This window comes from Rhizobium sp. Pop5, assembly GCF_024721175.1.
Taxonomy (GTDB): Bacteria; Pseudomonadota; Alphaproteobacteria; order Rhizobiales; family Rhizobiaceae; genus Rhizobium.
This window is the reverse complement of the sequence record NZ_CP099399.1, coordinates 667,642-690,449: the sequence shown is the minus strand read 5'-3', so window position 1 is coordinate 690,449 and position 22,808 is coordinate 667,642. Positions and strand designations below refer to the sequence as shown.

22 protein-coding genes are annotated in these 22,808 nt (G+C 60.9%); 11 read left to right on the top strand and 11 right to left on the bottom strand.

What is annotated here, in order from left to right:
• Positions 1–58: 58 nt before the first annotated feature.
• From NE852_RS05480 to coxB, 5 genes are all read right to left on the bottom strand, one after another.
• Positions 59–667 carry a cytochrome c oxidase assembly protein gene (locus NE852_RS05480; protein ID WP_008529238.1) on the bottom strand — a complete coding sequence of 203 codons (609 nt, stop codon included), beginning with the start codon at positions 665–667 and terminating at the stop codon, positions 59–61.
• Complete coding sequence (locus tag NE852_RS05475) at positions 664–804, bottom strand: hypothetical protein (RefSeq protein WP_008529239.1); 141 nt, start codon at positions 802–804, stop codon at positions 664–666. The genes NE852_RS05480 and NE852_RS05475 overlap by 4 nt, the downstream gene beginning before the upstream one ends.
• Positions 804–1,754 (bottom strand): heme o synthase, encoded by a 951-nt coding sequence (locus NE852_RS05470; RefSeq protein ID WP_008529240.1) that lies wholly within the window; start codon positions 1,752–1,754, stop codon positions 804–806. Before NE852_RS05470 ends, NE852_RS05475 begins: the two co-directional genes overlap by 1 nt.
• 67 nt (positions 1,755–1,821) lie before the next feature.
• Entirely contained in the window at positions 1,822–3,522 is a 1,701-nt protein-coding gene (gene ctaD / locus NE852_RS05465) for a cytochrome c oxidase subunit I (RefSeq protein WP_008529241.1), read from the bottom strand.
• Positions 3,523–3,540: 18 nt separating this feature from the next.
• On the bottom strand, positions 3,541–4,425 hold the full coding sequence (gene coxB / locus NE852_RS05460) for a cytochrome c oxidase subunit II (RefSeq protein WP_008529242.1): 885 nt from the start codon (positions 4,423–4,425) through the stop codon (positions 3,541–3,543).
• A 315-nt stretch (positions 4,426–4,740) separates the two neighbouring features.
• Here coxB and NE852_RS05455 point away from each other — a divergent pair, with 315 nt between their 5' ends.
• The gene (locus NE852_RS05455) at positions 4,741–5,403 is read left to right on the top strand and encodes an invasion associated locus B family protein (RefSeq protein WP_205621955.1); all 663 of its coding nucleotides are present in this window, start codon (positions 4,741–4,743) and stop codon (positions 5,401–5,403) included.
• Positions 5,404–5,433: 30 nt separating this feature from the next.
• On the opposite strand, the gene NE852_RS05450 is transcribed toward NE852_RS05455, so the two are convergent.
• On the bottom strand, positions 5,434–5,976 hold the full coding sequence (locus NE852_RS05450; protein WP_245270586.1) for a hypothetical protein: 543 nt from the start codon (positions 5,974–5,976) through the stop codon (positions 5,434–5,436).
• A 218-nt stretch (positions 5,977–6,194) separates the two neighbouring features.
• Between NE852_RS05450 and tldD the strand changes: the two genes are divergently transcribed.
• Both tldD and NE852_RS05440 read left to right on the top strand, forming a co-directional pair.
• Positions 6,195–7,610: a metalloprotease TldD gene (gene tldD, locus NE852_RS05445; RefSeq protein ID WP_008529248.1), complete on the top strand. Its 1,416-nt coding sequence runs from the start codon at positions 6,195–6,197 to the stop codon at positions 7,608–7,610.
• A 14-nt stretch (positions 7,611–7,624) separates the two neighbouring features.
• Positions 7,625–8,116, top strand: coding sequence for a GNAT family N-acetyltransferase (locus NE852_RS05440; RefSeq protein WP_008529249.1), 492 nt, complete (start codon positions 7,625–7,627; stop codon positions 8,114–8,116).
• Between the two features lie 17 nt (positions 8,117–8,133).
• On the opposite strand, the gene NE852_RS05435 is transcribed toward NE852_RS05440, so the two are convergent.
• Positions 8,134–8,436 (bottom strand): MazG nucleotide pyrophosphohydrolase domain-containing protein, encoded by a 303-nt coding sequence (locus NE852_RS05435; protein WP_008529250.1) that lies wholly within the window; start codon positions 8,434–8,436, stop codon positions 8,134–8,136.
• 70 nt (positions 8,437–8,506) lie between these two features.
• Positions 8,507–9,820, bottom strand: a complete 1,314-nt coding sequence (locus NE852_RS05430) for a D-alanyl-D-alanine carboxypeptidase family protein (protein ID WP_008529251.1) — start codon at positions 9,818–9,820, stop codon at positions 8,507–8,509.
• Between the two features lie 222 nt (positions 9,821–10,042).
• On the opposite strand from NE852_RS05430, the gene NE852_RS05425 reads away from it, so the two are divergent.
• Positions 10,043–11,080 carry a polysaccharide deacetylase family protein gene (locus NE852_RS05425; protein WP_008529252.1) on the top strand — a complete coding sequence of 346 codons (1,038 nt, stop codon included), beginning with the start codon at positions 10,043–10,045 and terminating at the stop codon, positions 11,078–11,080.
• Positions 11,081–11,084: 4 nt separating this feature from the next.
• Here NE852_RS05425 and pdxH read toward each other — a convergent pair whose 3' ends face one another.
• Positions 11,085–11,705 (bottom strand): pyridoxamine 5'-phosphate oxidase, encoded by a 621-nt coding sequence (pdxH, locus tag NE852_RS05420; RefSeq protein WP_008529253.1) that lies wholly within the window; start codon positions 11,703–11,705, stop codon positions 11,085–11,087.
• A gap of 65 nt (positions 11,706–11,770) precedes the next feature.
• Between pdxH and NE852_RS05415 the strand changes: the two genes are divergently transcribed.
• From NE852_RS05415 to NE852_RS05400, 4 genes are all read left to right on the top strand, one after another.
• Positions 11,771–12,229, top strand: coding sequence for an RT0821/Lpp0805 family surface protein (locus NE852_RS05415; protein ID WP_008529254.1), 459 nt, complete (start codon positions 11,771–11,773; stop codon positions 12,227–12,229).
• A gap of 299 nt (positions 12,230–12,528) precedes the next feature.
• On the top strand, positions 12,529–13,719 hold the full coding sequence (locus NE852_RS05410) for a DnaJ C-terminal domain-containing protein (protein ID WP_258156275.1): 1,191 nt from the start codon (positions 12,529–12,531) through the stop codon (positions 13,717–13,719).
• A 121-nt stretch (positions 13,720–13,840) separates the two neighbouring features.
• Positions 13,841–14,659 carry an enoyl-ACP reductase FabI gene (fabI, locus tag NE852_RS05405; RefSeq protein ID WP_008529261.1) on the top strand — a complete coding sequence of 273 codons (819 nt, stop codon included), beginning with the start codon at positions 13,841–13,843 and terminating at the stop codon, positions 14,657–14,659.
• A gap of 25 nt (positions 14,660–14,684) precedes the next feature.
• Positions 14,685–15,275, top strand: a complete 591-nt coding sequence (locus NE852_RS05400; RefSeq protein WP_008529263.1) for a histidine phosphatase family protein — start codon at positions 14,685–14,687, stop codon at positions 15,273–15,275.
• 94 nt (positions 15,276–15,369) lie between these two features.
• Here the strand turns inward: NE852_RS05400 and NE852_RS05395 are convergent, their stop codons facing one another.
• Positions 15,370–15,630 (bottom strand): DUF1344 domain-containing protein, encoded by a 261-nt coding sequence (locus NE852_RS05395; protein ID WP_008529265.1) that lies wholly within the window; start codon positions 15,628–15,630, stop codon positions 15,370–15,372.
• Positions 15,631–15,872: 242 nt separating this feature from the next.
• Here NE852_RS05395 and NE852_RS05390 point away from each other — a divergent pair, with 242 nt between their 5' ends.
• From NE852_RS05390 to ribB, 3 genes are all read left to right on the top strand, one after another.
• Positions 15,873–19,040, top strand: a complete 3,168-nt coding sequence (locus tag NE852_RS05390; RefSeq protein WP_008529266.1) for an EAL domain-containing protein — start codon at positions 15,873–15,875, stop codon at positions 19,038–19,040.
• A gap of 207 nt (positions 19,041–19,247) precedes the next feature.
• On the top strand, positions 19,248–20,345 hold the full coding sequence (gene aroC, locus NE852_RS05385) for a chorismate synthase (RefSeq protein WP_258156274.1): 1,098 nt from the start codon (positions 19,248–19,250) through the stop codon (positions 20,343–20,345).
• Positions 20,346–20,354: 9 nt separating this feature from the next.
• A complete protein-coding gene (gene ribB, locus NE852_RS05380) occupies positions 20,355–21,458 on the top strand; it encodes a 3,4-dihydroxy-2-butanone-4-phosphate synthase (protein WP_008529275.1) in 1,104 nt (367 codons plus the stop codon).
• An 88-nt stretch (positions 21,459–21,546) separates the two neighbouring features.
• Here the strand turns inward: ribB and NE852_RS05375 are convergent, their stop codons facing one another.
• Positions 21,547–22,737, bottom strand: coding sequence for a winged helix-turn-helix domain-containing protein (locus tag NE852_RS05375; protein ID WP_008529276.1), 1,191 nt, complete (start codon positions 22,735–22,737; stop codon positions 21,547–21,549).
• Positions 22,738–22,808: the final 71 nt, after the last annotated feature.

Here is a 22,808-nt window from a genome sequence, read left to right as displayed (position 1 = left end):
GCTATCCCCGGATATCTTCCTTCACTCCGCTCCCGGCTTAACCGGAAACGAGCCTTGATCAAAGTTTCTTTTCAATCTTCACCGCTCCACCCTCATTCGAAGCCAAAGGCTTCGGTCCCTCTTTCGGGTAGAACGTATATGACAGCGTGACCGTATGGATATCCTTGGATTCCACGGCCTTGACGATCTCCGGATCAATGTAGAACACCACCGGCATTTCCAGCTTCTCGCCTGGCTTCAGGTCCGTTTCCGTAAAGCAGAAACATTGCACCTTGTTGAAATAAGCGCCCGCTTCGCCCGGCGTGACGTTAAAAACCGCCTGGCCGCGCTGGGTCTCGTTCGAGCGATTCTCGGCGATGAATTTGACCTGGATGGTTTCGCCGATCTTCGGATTGACCTCGCGCTCGACCGGCTTGAAATTCCATTGCAGGCCGGGAGCAACATTGGCGTCGAAGGTAACGCGCATCTTGCGGTCGAGAACGACGCTCGACATCTGCTCGACGCGCTGCGTGGTGCCGTTATAGCCCGTCACCTGACAGAAGATGCGGTAGAGCGGCACGGCGGCATAGCTCATCGCCCCCATGCCGAAGACGAAACTCAGGCACATCATGACAACGGCGCCGTTGTTGCGGCCCTGTTTCTTCGGCGCGCCGGCGTTTTCGCTCATCCGGCCATTCCCCCGCTGAACTTCACGATGGTGATCGCGTAGAAGAGGATGACGAGGCCGGCAAGCGCCAACCCGAGAGCAACGTTACGGTTGCGGCGCGATTTGCGCTGCGATTCTGTGAGCTTGACCAGTTCCATCAGAACCAACCTCCGGCGTGTGAGGCGAGCACCGAGGCCAGCCGGTCGAACATCAAGGCGGAGAACACGGCGAAGAGATAAAAGATCGAGAAGCCGAAGAGCTTCTTCGCCGGGATCATCTTCAGATCGCCGTCGGGCATGCGCCAGACGGCGATGGAACAGTAAATGAAGACCGCGCCGAGGGCGGCGGCGACGAGGCCATAGCCAAAGCTCGCAAAACCGAGGAAGGACGGCAACACCCCGCAGATCGCGGTCAGCACCGCATAGGCGACGATCTGATGCTTGGTTACGCGCTCGCCGGCGACGTTCGGCAGCATCGGCACGCCGACGGCCTCGTAGTCGCGCATCTTGAAGAGCGCGAGCGCCCAAAAGTGCGCCGGGGTCCACAGGAAGATGATGAAGAAAAGAACGATGCTCTCGATCGTCACCGAGTTCGTGACACAGGCCCAGCCGATCATCGGCGGGAAGGCGCCGGCGGCGCCGCCGATGACAATATTCTGCGGCGTCGAGCGCTTCAGCCACATAGTGTAGACGACGGCATAGAAGAAGATCGTGAAGGCGAGGATCGCCGCGGAGAGCCAATTGACGGCAAGGCCGAGGATCACGACCGAAAAGCCTGAAAGCACCAGGCCAAACGCAAGTGCTTCGGACGGCGCGATGCGACCGGCCGGAATCGGACGCTTGGCGGTGCGGCTCATGACCGCGTCGATATCGGCATCGTACCACATGTTCAGCGCGCCGGAGGCGCCTGCGCCGACGGCAATGCAGAGGATGGCGATCAGGCCAAGGACCGGATTGATGTGGCCCGGCGCCAGCACGAGGCCGGCAAAGGCGGTGAAGACCACGAGCGACATCACTCGTGGCTTCAAGAGCTCGAAATAATCGCGCGCACTTGCTTCCGACATTTCGCCGTCCTCCGCAAGCGCCTCGTGATTGTCGATAACCGTCATCATTCCGTCCTGAATGTCTCAATATCAGGACGCCGTATCGAATGCGGCGTCCTGATGCCTGCGCAATTTACTTGATGCGCGGAAGCTGTTCCCACTGGTGGTAGGGTGGCGGCGAAGGCAGCTGCCATTCGAGCGTCGTCGCGCCCTCACCCCACGGATTTTCGCCGGCGAGACGCTTCTTGGCGAAGGCCTCGAAGACGCAGAAGAGGAACACCAGTACACCGAAGGCCGAGATGTAGGAGCCGACGGAGGAAACATAATTCCAGCCGGCAAAGGCATCCGGATAATCGATATAGCGGCGCGGCATGCCGGCGAGACCGAGGAAGTGCTGCGGGAAGAACACCAGGTTGACGCCGATGAACATGATCCAGAAATGCAGCTTGCCGAGGAACTCGTTGTACATGTAGCCGGTCATCTTCGGGAACCAGTAGTACCAGCCCGCAAAGATCGCGAAGACGGCGCCGAGCGACAGAACGTAGTGGAAGTGGGCCACGACGTAATAGGTGTCATGCAGCGAACGGTCGAGACCGGCATTGGCGAGCTGGACGCCGGTGACGCCGCCGACCGTGAACAGGAAGATGAAGCCAATCGCCCAGATCATCGGCGTGCGGAACGAGATCGAGCCGCCCCACATCGTCGCGATCCAGGAGAAGATCTTCACGCCCGTCGGAACGGCGATGACCATCGTCGCGAAGACGAAGTAGCGCTGCGCGTCAAGCGACAGGCCGACCGTGTACATGTGGTGCGCCCAAACGACGAAGCCGACGGCGCCGATCGCGACCATGGCGTAGGCCATGCCGAGGTAGCCGAAGATCGGCTTCTTCGAGAAGGTCGAGATGATGTGGCTGATCATGCCGAAGCCCGGCAGGATGAGAATGTAAACCTCGGGGTGACCGAAGAACCAGAACAGGTGCTGGTAGAGGATCGGGTCGCCGCCGCCTTCCGGAGAGAAGAAGGAGGTGCCGAAGTTACGGTCGGTCAGCAGCATGGTGATGCCGCCCGCCAGAACCGGCAGCGACAGCAAGAGCAGGAAGGCCGTGATCAGCACGGACCAGGCAAACAGCGGCATCTTGTGCAGCGTCATGCCGGGCGCGCGCATGTTCAGGATCGTGGTGATGAAGTTGATCGCACCGAGGATCGACGAGGCGCCGGCAATGTGGAGTGCGAAGATCGCAAGGTCGACCGCCGGACCCGGCGTGCCGCTCGTTGCAAGCGGCGGATACATCGTCCAGCCGCCGCCCGTGCCGTAGGCGCCTGCCGGGCCCTCGACGAACATCGACAGCAGCAGGAGAGCGAAGGCGGGAACGATCAGCCAGAAAGAGATGTTGTTCAGGCGCGGGAAAGCCATGTCGGGCGCGCCGATCATGATCGGCACCATCCAGTTGGCGAAACCACCGATCATCGCCGGCATGACCATGAAGAAGATCATGATCAGCGCATGCGCTGTCGTGAACATGTTGAACATCTGCTTGGCGCCGTCGATCGCGGCATCGCCCTCATAGCCGTAGACCATAGAGGCGAGGCCGTGGAAGATCTGGATGCCCGGTTCCTGCAGCTCCATGCGCATGGCGACGGAAAGCGCGCCACCGATGATGCCGGCGATGATCGCGAAGATCAGGTAGAGCGTGCCGATGTCCTTGTGGTTCGTCGAGAACAGCCAGCGATTGACAAAGCTTGGCTTGTGCGAGTGATCATGGTGATCATCATGCGCATGATCGTGATGAGCATGATCATGAGAATGATTGTCGTGAGCGGAAGGTCCAGCCATTGTCCCGATCCCCTTTAATTACTGTGCTTCGGCGACGTCGACGGTCTTTGCGGGACCATCGGTTGCGGCCATGAGTGTCTTGTAGGCGCCGGGCAGGTCGCTGGCGGCCGTGGTCAGCCACTGCTTGTACTTGTCCTCGGAGACGACGCGGATGGCGATCGGCATGAACGCATGGTCCTTGCCGCAGAGCTCGGAACACTGGCCATAGAACAGGCCTTCGCGCTCGGCCCTGAACCAGGTTTCGTTCAGGCGGCCCGGCACGGCATCGATCTTGACGCCGAAGGACGGCATGGCGAAGGCGTGGATGACGTCGGTCGGCGCAGAGGTCACGAGAACGCGCACCGTCTTGTTAACAGGCAAAACCAGTTCGTTGTCGACGGCGAGAAGGCGCGGGTAGACCGACTTGTCTTCCTTGCCGGCGGCTGCGCGGTCCTGATCCTTCAGCAGATAGGAATCGAAGGCGAGCGGCGTTTCGCCCGAACCCTCGTACTCATAGTTCCACTGCCATTGGGTGGCGGTCGCCTTGATCGTCACATCGGGGTTTTCGGGCAGCGTCAGCTGCGCCGTCAGAAGGTTGAACGAGGGAATGGCGAGGAGAAGCAGCACCAGGACCGGCCCCACGGTCCAGATGACCTCGATCAGCGTGTTGTGGCTCGTCCTCGAAGGAACCGGGTTCGCGCTGGCGCGGAACTTGAAGCAGACAACAATGAGCAGGATCAGAACGAAGAGCGTGATCGGAACGATAAACCACAGGGTATATTGTTCGAACCAATGAATTTCCCGCATGATCGGCGTCGCCGCCGGCTGCAACGTCGCCTGCCACGGCATCGGCTGGTCGGCATATGTGCCGGAAGCAAAAAGCAGACAGACCAGCGCGGTCAGAGCTGCATAAGCCTTCTTCATCACCTTATTATCTCCCTCGAGCGCTTGACCTGCAAAATCGAACGCAGAATCCTTGCCATCTTCAGCGCTTCAAACCACAGTTTGGCATTTGCCGCAACAGGCCAGAGCAATTGTCTATGCGGCATTTTTGCTCAAAGCATAGGCAGCCCGAACGGCAAAACATCCCAAATTTTTCATCAGCATATGAAAAATCGCCTTTCCGGCCAATCCGACCGCCGAACATTATTGCCCAAAGGTCCAATTTCTGCCGCAGTCCCCCGGTTTTCACGGGGTGGGGCTTTTCATTTCCGGTGGGCAGCTTCAACAATAGCCGCAATGATTCGATATCCAGAGGTTTCCATGGGTTTCCGTTCCCTCGCGCAGTCGCTCGTCGTGACTGCCAGCATCGCGGCCGCGGCGACGATGCCCGCTTTCGCACAGCAGCAACCCACTCCTTCGCAGGCCAAGCCTCCCGCATCCACGCCCGCTCCGGCTCCGGCCCAACAGCATCCGACACCGGCCAGCCCCAATATCGAACAGGTGACGCCCGGCCAGACACAGCCGCAGGCCCCCGGCACGGTAAAATCCAACCACGGAGCATGGTCAGTTGTCTGTGACAAGCCGGCAGGCGCCTCGACCGAACAATGCGCGCTGATGCAGAATGTCATCGCCGAGGATCGGCCGGAGGTCGGACTTTCCGTCGTCGTCTTGAAGACGGCCGACCGCAAGTCGAAGATTCTCCGCGTGCTGGCACCCCTCGGCGTGCTCCTGCCGAACGGGCTCGGGCTCAATGTCGACGGCAAGGATATCGGCCGCGCTTATTTCGTCCGTTGTTTCGCCGATGGCTGCTATGCCGAGGTCGTGCTTGAGGACGAACTGCTCAAGACCTTCCGCAGCGGCGCGCAGGCGACCTTCATCGTCTTCCAGACGCCGGAGGAAGGCATCGGCATTCCGGTCGACCTCAAAGGTTTCGCCGAGGGCTTCGACGCCCTGCCGTGAGGCCATCGACTCGATCAGCGAGTTCCGAGTTCAATCATATTCGGAAAAGCTGCAAACATACTCAGAGTGATCGCTTGCGTCGACAATGTAACCGGGCATCTCATCCGCACTGCCGTCACGGGGACGGGTGGGTGAGTATATTTCCAGCTTCTTTCCCGTGCGCCTTTCAATCTCGTCCCTGAGCGCCGCAGCCGGCTTCGAGAACACGAGGTTGTAGGATGATGCCGTAAAGCATCCGTCATTCGACTGTCCTGAACCCGGAATTTCGAATGTAGAATACTGATTTCCAAAGAACTCGCCCGGCTTGTTTACCGACGGCGAAGCAATCCCGGCGCCACCCTTGCATTCCTCGCGGGCGATCACATCCCGGGCGGTGATATGCTTTTGAACTTTAGCCTTTTGATACCCCCTAACCACCAACTCTTTATCGTCAAAATTGAAGTAGATCATTCCGTCTAGCTCAAGGCATTGCTCCGGATCGGGAAAGACCTTCTCCAGCCAGTTGTCGGCCCCCAGACATGTCATAGGAAAAAGAAGAGCGAAAACGACTCCGCTCGCACCGCGTCTCATCATTTCGAACAAATTGCCCCTCAAACTGATTATTCAACAAGGTTCTGTCGCCGTCCGGCGCAAAGCGATAAACTCTTACAGTGCTTTGGAGGGGCCTTCTATCTCCGAGATCGTCCTGCCCGGCAAAGAATAATTCGGGGCGGGGCTTCACTCGGCATCAGGTTGAGCCCTATCTAGGGAAGTAAGCGCTTTCCTGAACGCATGCCCATTGGAGCCCTATTATGACCACCGATCTCCTGACGCTTTTCGATGCCGACGAAGCCGTGATGCGCAAGCATGTGGCCGAGGCGCTTGCTGGCGCCGATGACGGAGAGCTCTTTATCGAACATGCGCAGGCGGAATCGCTGACCTTCGACAATGGTCGCCTCAAGGGCGGCAGCTTCAACACCGAACAGGGTTTCGGCTTGCGTGCGGTTGCCGGCGAAGCTGTCGGTTATGCGCATGCGGGCGATCTTTCCGTTTCGGCGCTGAAGCGGGCAGCCGATGCGGTCGGCGCCGTAACGCGCGGCTATTCCGGCTCTTACGCGGCAGCGCCCCAGGGTACGAACCGCAAGCTCTATACCGACGACAATCCGATCGGCTCGCCGACCTTCGAGGAGAAGGTAAAGGTGCTGACAGAGATCGACGCCTATCTCAGGAACAAGAACGACAAGGTGAGACAGGTCACCGCGTCGGTTGCGGCAAGCTGGCAGGTGGTCGACATCCTGCGCGCCGATGGCCATCGCGTGAAGGACATCCGGCCGATGACGCGCATCAATGTCTCCGTCGTGGTCGGCGAAGGCGAGCGGCAGGAAAGCGGCTCCTACGGCCAGGGCGGCCGCATCGGTTTCGGCGATTTCATTGCGACGGGAAGCTGGAAGCTGGGTGCGGACGAGGCATTGCGCCAGGCGCTCGTCAATCTCGAAGCCATCGACGCGCCGGCGGGCACGATGGACGTCGTTCTCGGCTCCGGCTGGCCGGGCGTCATGCTGCACGAGGCCGTCGGCCACGGGCTGGAAGGCGATTTCAATCGCAAGAAAACGTCGGCCTTTGCCGGCCTCCTCGGCCAGATGGTGGCGGCTCCCGGCGTGACCGTCGTCGACGACGGCACGATCGACAGCCGCCGCGGCTCGATCACCATTGACGACGAAGGCACGCCGTCCGCCTATAATGTGCTGATCGAGAACGGCAAGCTCGTCGGCTATATGCAGGACCGGCAAAATGCCCGGCTGATGGGCATGGAGCCCACCGGCAACGGTCGCCGCCAGGGCTACGCGCATGTGCCGATGCCGCGCATGACCAACACCTATATGCTCGGCGGGGATAAAACGCCGGACGAGATCATCGCCTCGGTGAAAAAGGGCATCTATGCCGTCTCCTTCGGTGGCGGCCAGGTGGACATCACCTCCGGCAAGTTCGTCTTCGGTTGCACCGAGGCTTACCTGATCGAGAACGGCAAGATCGGTGCGCCGATCAAGGGCGCGATGCTGATCGGCAACGGGCCGGATGCGATGAAGCGGGTATCGATGATCGGCAACGACATGAAGCTCGACACCGGCATCGGCAATTGCGGTAAGGCCGGCCAATGGGTTCCCGTCGGCGTCGGCCAGCCGCATCTGCGCATGGATCAGATCACGGTCGGCGGCACGCAGGCCTGAGGCGGGAGGCGCTGATGTCGGACATCGAAATCAGACCCTTTGCCGCCGATGATGCGGATGCCGTGCTATCGGTCATCCTGCCGATCCAGCGCGAGGAATTCGGTATCGACATTACCGCCGATGCTCAACCGGATCTCAGGGTCATCCCGGATTTCTATCAATGCGGCAAAGGACAGTTCTGGGTCGCCGTCAAGAATGGCGCCATCGTCGGCACGGTCGGGCTCAAGGATATCGGCAACGACCATGCGGCGCTGCGCAAGATGTTCGTCGCCGCTGAGGTTCGCGGCCGCGAGCACGGCGTGGCGGCGCTGCTTCTCGATCGCCTGTTCGCCCATGCCAGGGATGCCGGCCTCACCGACATTTTTCTCGGCACGACCGACAAATTCCTCGCCGCGCATCGCTTCTACGAGAAGAACGGCTTTACAGAGATCGCCAAGACCGCCCTGCCCCGCTCGTTCCCGCTGATGGCGGTGGACAGCAAATTCTACCGATATAAGGTCGGCTGACCGAAGCTTTCAGAAGGTCATGATGGCTGAAACAGCCACTTCCGCTCGATCGCGGCGGCGAGATCGATCTCATTGCGGCGAGCAAACAGCAGGAGGTGTCCAAGTACGTCGGCGGCCTCGTCGGCGAGGTCACGCTGCATGTCTTCAGCCGAGCGGCCCTTCGCGCGGCCGCGGCCGGTCAGGCGGTTCCAGGCCTGGGTGAGCTCGCCCATTTCCTCCTGCAGCTTCAGAAGAAACCAATCGGCGTCACGCTCAATGCCGTTTGCGGCGACATGGGAAGAGGAAGACGTTTCGAACTGGTCGGCGAGACGGCGCAACATGGATGTTCTCCTTTTGTTTATGAAGGAGAACCCTGATTCCCGATGATTGTCCAGAGTGCTCGGACGGCGATCAGCCGTGGTCCGGCAGCAGCATGCAATCGTAAGACCGTTGCTTCAGCGCGTCGCAGGCGGACTCGGCGGCGTCCTTGCTGGCGAAGCCGACGAAACGGGCGCGATAGATCTTGTTCGCCCCCTGCCCCACAGCCTCGGTGTAGGGAGAGGCCGAGACGAGCGGCGCACCGCCTTCCGACTTGGCTTGGTTGAGAAGCGCACGCGCCGCATCGGCGCTCGGGGCGGCCGAAATCTGGATCTGCCAGTTTCCATCGGCCTTCTCTGCCGAGGTCTTCGCCGCCTTGTCAGCGGTCAAGATCTCGTCCATTGCGGTAGGGCGTTCCAGCGGGACGACGGCATCATCGGCGTAGGCGAGGCTGTTCGCGGCAAGATTTTTGGGGGCCAGGTTCTTCGGCGCGGGCTCGCCGGCCGGACGCCGTGCGTTCAGCGGCACCGGAACATCGGAAGCATCGGCCGCCGAAGCGACTTCGACAGGTTCTGTAGCGCCGACGCTCGCTACCAGCCCGGCGCCGCCAGAAGACGAGGCGCGGCCGAGATAACGATCGAGCAACGCCGCCATCTTGTCGTCGCGGCTGCGGGCGGTGCGACCGCCGAACACGACGCCGACCACCCGGCGGTTGCCGTCCTTCACGGCACTGACGAGATTGAAGCCGGAGGCGTTGGTGTAACCGGTCTTGATACCGTCCATGCCCTGATAGCGGTACATGAGATTATTGTGGCCGCGCACGGTTCGGCCACGGAAATTGAAGCTTGCCACCGAAAACAGCCGGTATTCGTTCGGATAGTTCCTCATCAGCGCCACCGCAAGAGTCGACATGTCACGCGCGGTCGTCACCTGGCTGCTGTCCGGCAGGCCCGATGCGTTGACGAAGACGGTTCGGCTCATTCCGAGCTGGCGGGCCTTTGCCGTCATCATCCGGGCAAAGCCGCTTTCGGAGCCGCCGAGCTTCTCGGCCATGGCGGCGGCCGCATCGTTGGCGGATTTGACGATCATGCCATAGACCGCCTCGCGCACGGTGATCGTGCCGCCCGCTTTGACACCAAGCTTGGTCGGCGGCCGTGCGGCGGCATATTTCGACATCGCGACCTGCGTGTCCCAGGAGATATTGCCGCGCTTCAAAGCTTCGAAGGTGAGATAGAGCGTCATCATCTTCGTCAGCGACGCCGGATGGTTCAGCGTATCGGCGTTTTCGGCGGCGAGAACCTTGCCGGTTCGGGCATCAAGGACCAGAGAAGCGCTGCCGGCAAGCGCAGCAAGAGGCGCCGAAACGGCAAGCGTCACGGTCAAAACAGCCGCCAAAAGCTTTTTCATGCACTTCCCCTTGATGCCCCCGGCTCCCGATAGGACCGGCATTTGTCCCGTAATGTGACAGAAGCCGCAAGTTTGGCGCGACTTTGAGGCAACGCCTACCATTTTTCTAGCCTTTTCATTGTCTTGGTTAACCGGATATAAAAGGACTTGTCCACCTTCGGGATTCAGCAAGGCTTAAGTCGGGCTCGCTAATCTCCGGCGATCGCAGGGGACGGACGCCGCATGACAGGACATTGGAAGCGACTGGCAAAACGCGCGGCGATCGGCGCCGGGCTGGAAGTCTCCTCGCTGCTCGCCTCGGCTGGACTGATGCGCGCAGCGCGCGGGCGTGGCGTCGTCTTCACGCTGCATCATGTCCGTCCGCACATTCCCCAGGACTTCGAGCCCAACGCGCATCTTGAAATTACCCCCCGCTTTCTCAATGCAGCGCTGCAGCGCCTGACACGGTCGGGCTATCGCTTCGTGCCGCTCGACGCCGTGCCGGCGCTGCTTGCGGAACCCGACGACGGGCGACCGTTCGCGGCCTTCACACTCGACGACGGCTACGTCAACAATCTGGAATACGCGCTGCCAGTCTTCGAGCGGCACCGGGCGCCGTTCACGGTGTTCGTCACCAAGGGTTTTGCCGAAGGTTCGCACAGTATCTGGTGGGAGACGCTCGCCGTCCTGCTGCGCCAGACACGAGAAATCCGCTTCGATTTCGGCCGCGGCACGGAACGGCTGGTGCTCGACAGTCCGCAGCAGCAATGGGATGCCTTCGATCGATTCGCCGCTTACATCCACCACTCCGACGAGGCCTACGCCGTCACCGCAATCGATACGCTGGCGCGGGAAACCGGCATCGAACCAACCGATATCGTGCGAGATCTGGTCATGAGGCCCGACGAATTGCAATGGCTCGCCAGGCGTCCACTCGCAGCGCTCGGCGCCCACACGATCAGCCATCGCGCGCTTGCCCGCCTGCCGGAGCCAGAAGCGCGAATCGAGATGCAGGTTTCGGCGGATTACCTGGAGGCGTTGACCGGCATCCGTCCTGTTACGATCGCCTATCCCTACGGCACAGCCGATGCCGCGACCAGCCGCGAGGCGCGCATTTCAACCAATCTCGGCTTTGCGGTCGCAGTCACCACCCAGCCCGGGCTGCCGGCTGCGGACAGAACAGCGTATCTGCCGCGCATTTCGCTTAACGGTTTCTATCAGAAGCACCGTTACGTCTCCGCACTCGCCTCCGGCATACCCCTGAAGCTCATGGGCCGGTGAGCCGTCACGGATACATTCGCACCTTTTGCCAGTCGCCTTCGGGCGAGGACCGACGAAATTCGATTCGGTCGTGCAGGCGGAATGTCTGGTCCTTCCAGAATTCGATCGAGGTCGGGCGGATGCGGAAGCCGGACCAGTAGGCGGGGCGCGGAATATCGCCGAGGGCATAACGCGCAGTATATTCCGCCACCGCCTTTTCCAGCGCGAAACGACTTTCCAGCGGCCGCGACTGCTTGGAAGCCCAGGCGCCGATGCGGCTGCCGCGCGCACGCGTCTTGAAATAGGCGTCCGCTTCGGCATCGCTCACGATCTCGACGGGGCCGCGCAGCCGCACCTGCCGGCGCAGGCTTTTCCAATGAAAGCACATGGCCGCTTTTTTCTGCCCTAAGATTTCACGACCTTTCTGGCTCTCAAAATTGGTGTAGAAGACGAATCCGTCGTCATCGAATCCTTTCAGGAGAACCATGCGGACATTCGGAAGACCATCCTCATCGACCGTTGCGAGCGCCACGGCATTCGGGTCGTTGGGCTCGGAAGCCTCCGCTTCCTTCAGCCATTCGGCAAAAAGCTTGAAGGGTTCGCCGCTTTCGGTAAAGTCACCGCTTGTTAACTCGTTTGCCGACATATTAGCTCAAATGCCCCGGATCATTCAAAACTCGCCCAGCTTTTCATAACTGGACAGGACGCAGGGTGGAAGTCATAGCAAAGTCAATTCGCCATACAAAGGGCCTGCGGCAACGCAGCAGGGCATTCTTGGTCATGGCCGTCGCGATGCTGTCGCTTTCCGGCTGTGTTGGCAGCGGCATGGATTTCCTGAGCGAAACCAAGGTCGACCGGTCGGTGGCAACCGGCACCGTGCCACAGACCCCGCCGAGCACGGACACACTTTCCGACGAGATGACCGTGCGTAACGCCGTGACCTCGGCCGATGTGAACAAACTCGAAGGCCAGCCGCTTCCCTGGGCCAACGCATCGACGGGCAGTGCCGGCGTCATCGATACGATCGTCGAGAACAATGAGGCGGGCCAGGTCTGCCGCCAGTTCCGCACGACGCGGCATTCCTATGTCGGTATCGCCAAATTCTACGGCAAGACCTGCCTGGTCGGCGGTGGCAATTGGCAGCTCTTGAGTTTCCAGCCGGAAAGTTAATTCCGAGGAAAGCTAGTTCCGGCGGGAAGCTGATTCCCGTGGGAAAGCTGATCGGGCCGGCCGACAAGTTAATGTCCGGCCCTGTTCAGACGAATGCTTAGCAAAGAGCTAACCATTTACGACAAAACACCCCACATCTCTCCCTAGAAATAAGAAGTGATTAGCAACTCGGCTCCACGATCGGCCTTGAGAATGGCTCTTCGTGCCTTTGCGGCGGGTGGGCCGTGCAATTGATATTGGAGTTTCGGGATGCCGGGCAAGGATAAGGCCTCCGGCATCGCAACACCGGCGGTTTTGACATGCGCGATCCTTACAAAATTTTGGGCGTCAAGCGCGACGCGGCGGCAGACGAGATCAAGGCGGCCTGGCGCAACATGGCCAAGGCAGCCCATCCCGACCACAATCAAGGCGATCCGACGGCGACAGCGCGGTTTGCCGAGATCGGCCGCGCCTATGAAACGCTGAAGGACCCGCGCAAGCGCAGCCTGTTCGACAATGCCGTGCGCATGGCGGAAGCCAAGAAGCAGGAACAGACGATCATGCAGCAGCGCCAGGCCGCCCGCGAGGCGGCGGTGCGCGCCAAGGCAGCGCAGGCCAATGCCGAGCGCGTGATGGAAGAGCTGGCGCGAGCCGCCCAGAAGGCTGCCGCCGAGAACTCCAAGCAACAGGCTGGATCGGCTGAGCCCGCCGACGAGATGGTCGAGCGTATTTTCGGCGCCCAGGCGCGTGCGGCAGCCGGCGGCCAGACGCAAGGTCGCGCACAGCAGGCACAATATCAGCAGACGCAAAACACGCAGGCACAGAGCCAGCAGGCGGGCGAAACCGGCAGGCGGGTGGACGGCGACGCCGCCGAGACAGAGACTAGGGGCGACGAGGAAGCCGGCGAAGCTGCCGCAACTGCCGGCGCCAACCTGTCGCTGCCGCTGAGCATCCTGACATCGCTCGTACGCCGATTCACCGGCGCCAAGGATGCAGGCCTCGAGAAAGCGCCTGACGAAGTGACGACGGCGACGGTCACGATCGACGATGTATTGAAGAGCGGCTGGATCACGGCATCGTTGCCGGAAGGCCGCGAAATCGGCTTCGCTTTACCGGCAGGCACGACGGATGGTCACGAAGTGAGGCTCAAGGGACAGGGCTTCAAGCTGCCGGGCATGCAGCGCGGCGATGCGGTCATCAACATCCGCATCGCGCCCGATCCGCGCTTTACGGTCGACGGCTTCGATCTGCACGCCGTGCTGCCGCTCAGCATCGAAAACGCGGTGCTCGGCACCGAGGCCCGCATCGACGGACCGAGCGGTCCGCTGAACGTTAGCGTTCCCGCATGGTCCGGCTCAGACAAGACCATCCGGATACCCGGCCAGGGATTGCCCCGCGAAGAAGGCGGAAGAGGCGATCTCGTCGTCGAATTGCGCATCATGTTGTGGGAAAAACCCGACGACAAGGTCACCGATCTCATGAGGAGCATGCGCGAAGGCCTGTTCTTGTGAAATTTTCATGACATTCGCACCCTTTGTTACGATCCCTAACAGTTGATGATCTCGGCCAAGCTTGAACCGATTAACGGCCTATGCCATAGGCAGGATCGATCAGATTCCTAGGGAGCGAAACATGGCTCAAGCATCCGGCCTCATGGCAGGCAAACGCGGCGTCATCATGGGTGTCGCCAACAATCGTTCGATTGCGTGGGGTATTGCCAAGGCCATTCATGCGCAGGGCGGAGAAGTCGCATTCACCTATCAGGGCGATGCATTGAAGAAGCGCGTCGAGCCGCTTGCCGCCGAAATCGGCGCGACGCTGGTCGGCCACTGCGATGTCAGCGACGAAGCCACGATCGACGCCGTTTTCGAGAATGTCGAAAGGCTCTGGGGCAAGATCGACTTCATCGTGCACGCGATCGGTTTTTCCGACAAGGACGAGCTGACCGGCCGGTATGTCGACACGACGCCCGACAATTTCGCCAAGACGATGCAGATCTCCGTCTATTCCTTCACCTCGGTCGCTCGCCGCGCCGAGAAGCTGATGACGGATGGCGGCTCGATGCTCACCCTCACCTATTACGGTGCGGAAAAGGTGATGCCGAACTACAACGTCATGGGCGTCGCCAAGGCCGCGCTCGAAGCGAGCGTCAAATATCTCGCCGTCGACCTCGGACCGAAAAACATCCGCGTCAACGCCGTTTCGGCCGGTCCGATCAAGACGCTTGCGGCCTCGGGCATCGGCGATTTCCGCTATATTCTGAAGTGGAACGAATATAACGCGCCGCTGCGCCGCACCGTTACCATCGAGGAAGTCGGCGATGTCGGCCTTTATCTCCTGTCCGACCTCTCGCGCTCCGTTACCGGCGAAGTGCACCACGCCGACAGCGGCTATCATGTCATCGGCATGAAGGCGGTCGACGCGCCTGACATCTCCGTCATCAAGGACTGACTACTCCATAAGCGGAGCCGAGACCGTGCTTATCTACGTGATCAGACACGGCCAGACAGACTGGAACGCTGAGCGCCGCCTGCAGGGTCAGAAAGATATCCCGATGAATGCGACGGGCCTGGAACAGGCCCGTCAAAACGGCATCGCGCTCAAGGACATTCTCGGCGACACGGCCGATCAATTCGATTTCGTGGCAAGCCCGCTCGGGCGCACGCGCGCGACCATGGAAATCATGCGCGCCGCGATGGGCCTGCCGCCGCTTGCCTACCGCACCGACCCGAGGCTGGTGGAGATATCCTTTGGCGATTGGGAGGGCTCGACGCTCAAGGAATTGAAGGCGACCCAGCGCGAGCGGGTGGCGGAACGCAACGCCTCGAAATGGGATTTCATCCCGCCCGGCGATGACGCGGAAAGCTATGAAATTCTCTCCTGGCGCACCGGCTCATGGCTGACCTCCGTCGATCGTCCGACGGTCTGCGTGACGCATGGCGGCGTCATCCGGACGCTTTTCAAGACGATCGCCGATCTGCCGAAAAGCAGCGCCGCGGAAGGCGAAATCCCGCAGGACCGTATCGTCAGGATCGATACCGCAGAACGGACGATCGTCTGGCTGTAAGACCCAAATCGCACGGCTGTCTCGAAACCATCGTGGGCGCCACAAAAGAAAGTGTGTCACGTGATATTTCGTGGCGCGCCTCGGTCAGACCCGTCTACTTGACGATATCGAGATCATTGATAACGCGCTTGCCGTCGACCTCGGTATAGAAGACGATAACCTTCACGCCAGCTGCGAGGCCGTCAAAATTGAATTCCTCGGGCGCCTGGTAGGTCTTGCCGTCGTCAAGCGTCAGCACGAGATTTGTTGTATCGACCTTCTTGATCGTGGCCTCGACATCGGCGCTCTCGGCAAAACCGCTCATCGGTGAAAGGAAACTTGCTGTGGCCAAAAGCGTGGCGACGACGAAACGCATGGCAACAATCCTTTTGAAGCGCTGCACGAGAACATGACTGGTCACAGATAAGCTCCTGAATATGGCGAAAATTGCCCGTAAGAATGGCTTTTCCCGCCCAATTGATGAATAGGATTTTAAATATAATCAAGATGCCGCGTTAACCCTGCCTTCTTCCCATCCCGCAATTTTTCGGCGTCGAATGGGGCAATCGTAAATTAACCCCTGCGCCCTACAGTCGCTTCGAACATGGGAGTTTCATTTTGCTATCCAGGCTCGGCGACAGCAAGCAGTTGCGGCGCGTGTTGAAGAATACTCGCGTTTCGTTTCTGGTTTCGTCGCTTGTTGCCCTCGTCGTCATCATGATCGGCGTCGGACTCGACCGCGCCAATACTGCGTCTTATATGCGCGAACTTCACATCCGCACCGAAAACGAGACGAATCTCATCCGCACCCGCGTCATGGCGCAGATCAATATGGACCTCAGCATCGTCCGTGATCTGTCGAACCTGATTTCCGTCAGCAGCGCTGCAAACAGCGAGGAGATGGAGCGCCAGATCAACTGGCTGCTGATCCAGAACCCGTCTTTCGTTCATATCGCCGTCGCACCCGACTTCATCGTTAGCAGCATCTACCCGCCGCAGTCCGACAATGAGCGAATCGGCCATGACGTGCGCGAGCCCCTCTTCTCACGCCAGGCGATCACGCATGCGGCCGGCGATCAATCGGCGCGCTTTTACGGGCCGATCAAGACCGACGGCCGCGATGCCTTTGCCATCTTCTTTCCGGTTTTCGTCAGAGAGAAAGGCGAGCGGCAGATCTGGGGCGCGGTCGAGGTCGTCATCGACCAAGACATGTTCTACGAGGCGACAGGGCTGAAGGCCGCCCTTAACCGCGAGAACCAGGAACGCTACGCGCATCTTGACCATCTTTCGATTGCCATCAGGGATATCTCGCCGGCCGTCGCGTCGACGCCGTTCTTCGGCTCCCCCGGTATTTACGACGAGGATCCGGTGCACCGGGAGATCGGCTTTGCCGGCGGCAGATGGGAGCTTTCCGCCGTCCCGAGCAGCGGCTGGGAGGCAATACCCGAAAACCGCACTGAACTGCGCCTGATCGTCGCCGCCGCCAGCTGCATCATCATCATCCCCATCTTCTTTGCCACACTCCTGCTCGGCGAGCGCAACCGCAACATCACCGAGCTGGTGGCGCGTGAAGCGAAACTGCTGGAACTGTCGCAGCGGCTCAATCTCGCGCTTGAATCCTCGAATATCGGCATCTGGGAGCTGCAGGATCATTCGAGCAGCCTGCTCTGGGACGCGCGCGCCGCGGCCTTGCACGGCAAGCCGGCGAGGGAAGGCAGTTGGCCGCTCGACGAATGGCTGGCGGCGATCGTGCCTGAGGACCGTGAGGTTGCCGAAGTGCATTTCTTCAGCTGCAGCATCGCCGGCGCTGCCTGCACGGGCCAATACCGCATCATGCTTGCCGACGGGGGCATCCGCTACCTGCGCTCGGTCGGCGCCGTCTATACGGATGCCGGCGGCGCCGGCAAGACGATCGGCATCGTCTGGGACGTAACCGCCGATGCCGAGACCACCGACACGCTGCGCAAGGCCAAGGATACGAGCGAAGTCAAGAATGCCGAACTCGAGCTGGCGCTGGAAGAACTCTCGAGCCGCGAAGGGCAGCTCGCCGAGCTCTCGAGCCGGCTCGACCTGGCGCTCAATTCCTACCAGTGCGGCATATGGGAGGCACGGCCCGGTCGAGGCGGCTCGATCTGGAATGAACGGATGCACGAGCTCTACGGCCTCCCTCCCCGCAACGGATTCATGACCGAGGAAATCTGGCTCAGCCGCATCCATCCTGATGACCGCGGCCTGGCGCTCGAGAGCGCCCGTTACTTCAAGCAGAGCGGCGATACCCATACCCTCGTCTGCCGCGTAATCGTCGATGACGGTTCGGTTCGATATGTCCGCTCGGTCGGCAAGGTCCACCAGACGGCAAGCGGCGAGATGAAGATTATGGGCATCGCCCTGGATGCCACCGAAGACGTGCTGATGACGATCCGGCTGAAAGCCGCCAAGGACGAGGCGGTCGCCAAGAATATCGAGCTCGAGCTCGCCAAGAACAGGATCGAGCATAATTCGCTGCACGACCCGCTGACCGGGCTCGCCAATCGCCGCAAGCTCGACATCGCACTGGCAAACCTCACTCGCGACGGTCGCGGGCAGCGCCAGAAATTTGCGATCCTGCACATCGACCTCGACCGCTTCAAGGAAATCAACGACACGCTCGGCCATGCCGCCGGCGATGCGATGCTCGTGCACGCCTCCAAAGTGCTTGCCAAGAACGTTCGCGGCAGCGACGTCGTCGCGCGCATCGGCGGGGACGAATTCGTCATCCTCGCGCTTGACGTCGGCGACACGGAAATGGCCGAACTCTCGACGCGGATCATCGAAGAGATGCGCCAGCCGATCGATTTTCAGGGCTTCTCCTGCCGCTGCGGCGTGTCGATCGGCGTGGCGCTCGCCAACGGCATTCATGTCGATGCGCGCAAGGTGCTGATCAATGCCGATATTGCGCTCTACCGCGCCAAGAGCATGGGTCGCAACCGCTTCGAATTCTTCAATCACAATCTCCAGGCCGATATCGTCAACACCAAGCGCACGGCCGACGAGATCCTCGCCGGCATCGAGAATGGCGAATTCACCGCCTGGTACCAGCCGCAATTCTCGGCCCGCACGATGGAACTAACGGGTGTGGAAGCGTTGGTACGCTGGACACATCCGTCCAAGGGGCTGCTTTCGCCCGACAAGTTCCTGCGCATCGCCAGCGAGATCAATGTCGTGCAAACCCTCGACCGGATCGTCCTCGAAACGGCGCTGCGCGACAAGATACGCTGGGCGGGGCGCGGCATCGACGTTCCCAAGGTCTCCGTCAATGTTTCGGCGCGGCGGCTGCATGATGGCAGCCTGTTGGAATCCCTTGCCGGTCTGCATATTCGTCCGGGCGAACTCTCCTTCGAACTGGTGGAATCGATCTTTCTCGACGAGAGCGAGGATGTGGTTTCGCACAATCTCGAACGCATCAAAGCACTCGGCATCGACATCGAGATCGACGATTTCGGCACCGGCCATACGTCGATCGTCAGCCTGTTGAAGCTGAAACCCAAGCGGTTGAAGATCGATCGCCAACTGGTGCAGCCGATCATCGGATCTTCGCAGGAGCGCGCGCTGGTCAGCTCGATCATCGATATCGCCCGTTCGCTCGGCGTCGAGACGGTGGCCGAAGGCGTTGAGACTGCAGCGCATGCCGAACTGCTGCGCGATCTCGGCTGCGACATCCTGCAGGGCTATGCCTTCTCGCGGCCGCTTTCCTTCGACGATTTCACCGCGGAAGCGACCGGGACGGGATGGCGGGTGGCCTCATGATCGCAACCTGCCGGTCTAACTTCCCGCTCGCGGAAAGAAGCTAGTCCCGTTCATCGTTCACAAAGGACGGAAACAGCATTTCCGCCGCGGCCGGTTTGACGCAAAGAAAGGCTTTTGCCTCGACGGTTTTTTGGCCTATGAGTGTCGCGCCTTTTCAAGCAATGGCGCGGCCGGCGGCGACCGGCCATGGCGCCACCGTGGGAACACATGTCGCACAATACATTCGGTCATCTCTTCCGTGTAACCACCTGGGGCGAAAGCCATGGTCCGGCGCTCGGCTGCGTCGTCGACGGCTGCCCTCCGGGGCTGCGCTTCAAGCTCGAGGACCTGCAGGTCTGGCTGGACAAGCGCAAGCCGGGGCAATCCCGCTTCGTGACGCAGCGGCGCGAGGATGATCTCGTCAAGGTGCTGTCCGGCGTGATGCTGGATGCCGACGGCGAGACGATGACATCAACCGGCACGCCGATCTCCATGCTGATCGAAAACACCGATCAGCGCTCCAAGGATTACGGCGAGATCGCCAGGCAATATCGCCCCGGCCATGCCGACTATACCTATGACCTCAAATACGGCATTCGCGATTATCGCGGCGGCGGCCGCTCCTCGGCGCGCGAGACCGCTGCACGGGTCGCTGCCGGCGGCATCGCCCGGCTCGTCGTGCCGGGCGTCACCGTGCGCGGCGCCTTGGTACAGATCGGCAAGCACAAGATCGACCGGCGCAACTGGGATTGGGACCAGGTCGGGCAGAACCCGTTCTTTTCGCCTGATGCAGCGATCGTGCCCGTCTGGGAGGAATATCTCGACGGCATCCGCAAAGCCGGCTCCTCGATCGGAGCGGTCGTCGAAGTGATCGCCGAAGGCGTGCCGGCCGGCCTCGGCGCGCCGATCTATGCCAAGCTCGACCAGGACATCGCCTCGCTGCTGATGTCGATCAACGCCGTCAAGGGTGTCGAGATCGGCAATGGTTTTGCCGCTGCCGAAACCTCAGGCGAAGACAATGCCGACGAGATGCGCATGGGCAATGACGGCACGCCGATCTTCCTTTCCAACAATGCAGGCGGTATTCTCGGTGGCATCTCCACCGGGCAGCCGATCGTGGCGCGCTTCGCTGTCAAGCCGACTTCCTCGATCCTGACCGAGCGCCAGTCGATCGACGCCGATGGCAAGAATGTCGACGTGCGCACCAAGGGCCGGCACGATCCCTGCGTCGGCATCCGCGCCGTGCCGATCGGCGAGGCGATGGTCGCGTGCGCCATCGCCGATCACTATCTTCGCGACCGCGGCCAGACCGGCCGGCTGAAATAGGAGCGCCGCATGTCTTATGACCAGAAGCGCGTCGTCGACGCCATCAGGGCCTTCGAGGCCGGCGAAATCGTCGTCGTCATGGACGACGACGACCGCGAGAACGAGGGCGACCTGATCGTTGCCGCCGTGCACGCCACGTCGGAAAAGATGGCCTTCATCGTGCGCCATACCTCGGGCATCGTCTGCGCGCCGATGCCGAAAGAGGAGGCCAAGCGCCTCAACCTCAACGCCATGGTGGCGGAAAACGATTCCGCCCATACGACGGCCTTCACGGTTTCGGTCGATTTCAAACACGGCACCACGACCGGCATCTCGGCCGACGACCGTACGCTGACGGTGCGCAACCTGGCCAATCCCAATGCCGGGGCTTCCGATTTCGTCCGTCCTGGCCATATCTTCCCGCTCGTCTCCCGCGAGGGCGGCGTGCTGATGCGTTCAGGCCATACCGAGGCAGCCGTCGACCTCTGCAAACTTGCCGGCCTGCCACCGATCGGCGTCATCTCAGAACTGGTCAATGATGACGGCACCGTCACACGCGGGCCGCAGGTGGTCGAATTCGCCGAAAAGCACGGGCTGAAGCTCCTCTCTGTCGCCGATCTCATCGCCTATCGCCAGCGCAAGGAAACACTGGTCGAACACGGCGCGAGCTTCGACATCGAAACGTCATTCGGCAAGGCCAAGGCCCATACCTATTCTCTTCCCTGGGATCCGATGCAGCACCTCGCCGTCGTCTTCGGCGACATCCGCGACGGCGTCGACATCCCGGTGCGCCTGCATCCGGAGAATGTCGCGGAAGATCTCTTCGGCAAGAATAGCCCTGTGGATTTCTACATGAAGAAGATCGCCGAGGAAGGCCGCGGCGTCATCGTCTATCTGCGCGAGGGGTCGGTCGGCGTCGGTCACTACGACAATGGCCGCAAGGCCCGCAGCCAAGGCCGCGAAGGCCATGCTGAGGCGCAGACGCGCGAGAGCGAATGGCTGGAAATCGGCCTGGGCGCGCAGATTCTGAAAGACCTCGGCGTCGGTTCGATCAAGCTGCTTGCCAGCCGCGAGCGGCACTATGTCGGCCTGGAAGGCTTCGGCATCAAGATCAGCAAGACGGAGATCTGCTGAGGGCTTTTCCCTTCTCCCCAGCGGGGAGAAGGGGTATGTCGCAGCGCCCTGCCGCTCTCACTAGCCGGAGCAGGACTATCGGACGAGATTATCCTCTCCACCCCTCCAGAAACACGACCCTCTCGACACCAGCAAACCGCGCCAGCCGGTCCAGCTCCGCCTCAAGCTTCTCCAGTCGCCCGGCCGAAGGCTTGACGCCCGGCTCCAGCCAGAGCCGCCTGACATCGAGCGTCGATTTCTTCCGATCCGCCTTCATATCGATGCGGCCGATCAGCCGGTCGCCTTCGAGCAGCGGGAAGACATAATAGCCGTATTCGCGCTTCGGCTCCGGCACGAAAATCTCGATTCGGTAGAAGAAGCCGAAGAGGCGTTCGGTGCGGTTGCGGTCGCGGATCATCGGATCGAAGGGGCTGAGCACGCGGATACGTGGCGGAGCATCAGGATAGCTGTCGAGCGTTGAGAGAAAATCTGTAAAAGCCCAGGACGGGCGCGCCTTGCCGTCGAGCACGGGTTCGATCAGCACCTCGATCAGTTCATCGCGATGGGCTGCGACCCAGGCCTTGGCTTCATCCGGCGAGACCAGGTCCCAGAAAGCGGCGATTTCGCCATGGGTGGCAAAACCGAGGCGGGTGAGAGCGCTGCGGCAGGCCCAGTCGACGAATTCCTCGCGGCTCACCTCCGGCTCGCGGAATTCGGCTGGAACAACGCGCTCGGTGAGATCATAAATCTTCTGGAAATTCGAGCGGCCGGCGATGGCGAACTTGCCGATGTGCCAGAAATATTCGAGCGCCGTCTTGTTCGGATGCCAATTCCACCAGCCGCCGGAGACATGGCCATCGACCTTGACGTCGCGCGCCAGCATCGCGCCGTCGCGCTGCACCCGCTCATAGGTCTCCTCGAACGCCGCCTCGAAGCCCTCGCCGCGCCATTTGCGCCAGCGTTCAATGATGACCTTCTCCTGATGGCTGAACTTGTGCTTCCAATAGACGAAGAAGGCGCTCGGCAGAATGGAGGCGTCATGCGTCCAGTGCTCGAAGAGCACCCCTTCCTTTTCGAGCAGCGTGGTCAGATGCTCGCGCCTATAGGTCTGGTTGCGGGAAAACAGGATTTGGTGATGCGCCCGCTCCACCGTCTGGATGCTGTCCACCTGCACGAAACCCAGATCATGGATGAGCTGCAGCAGCCCGGCTTTGGTCAGAGCACGGTTCGGCGGAGCACTGAGGCCCTGCTTGGCAAGAAAGACCCGGCGGGCGTCGGAATTGGAAAGCAGATTCGTCATGAGCGCATCATAATCCGGAAAATCTTCCTAGCCACCCGATATCGCCAGCGTGTTTTGCTCTTTCATCATGC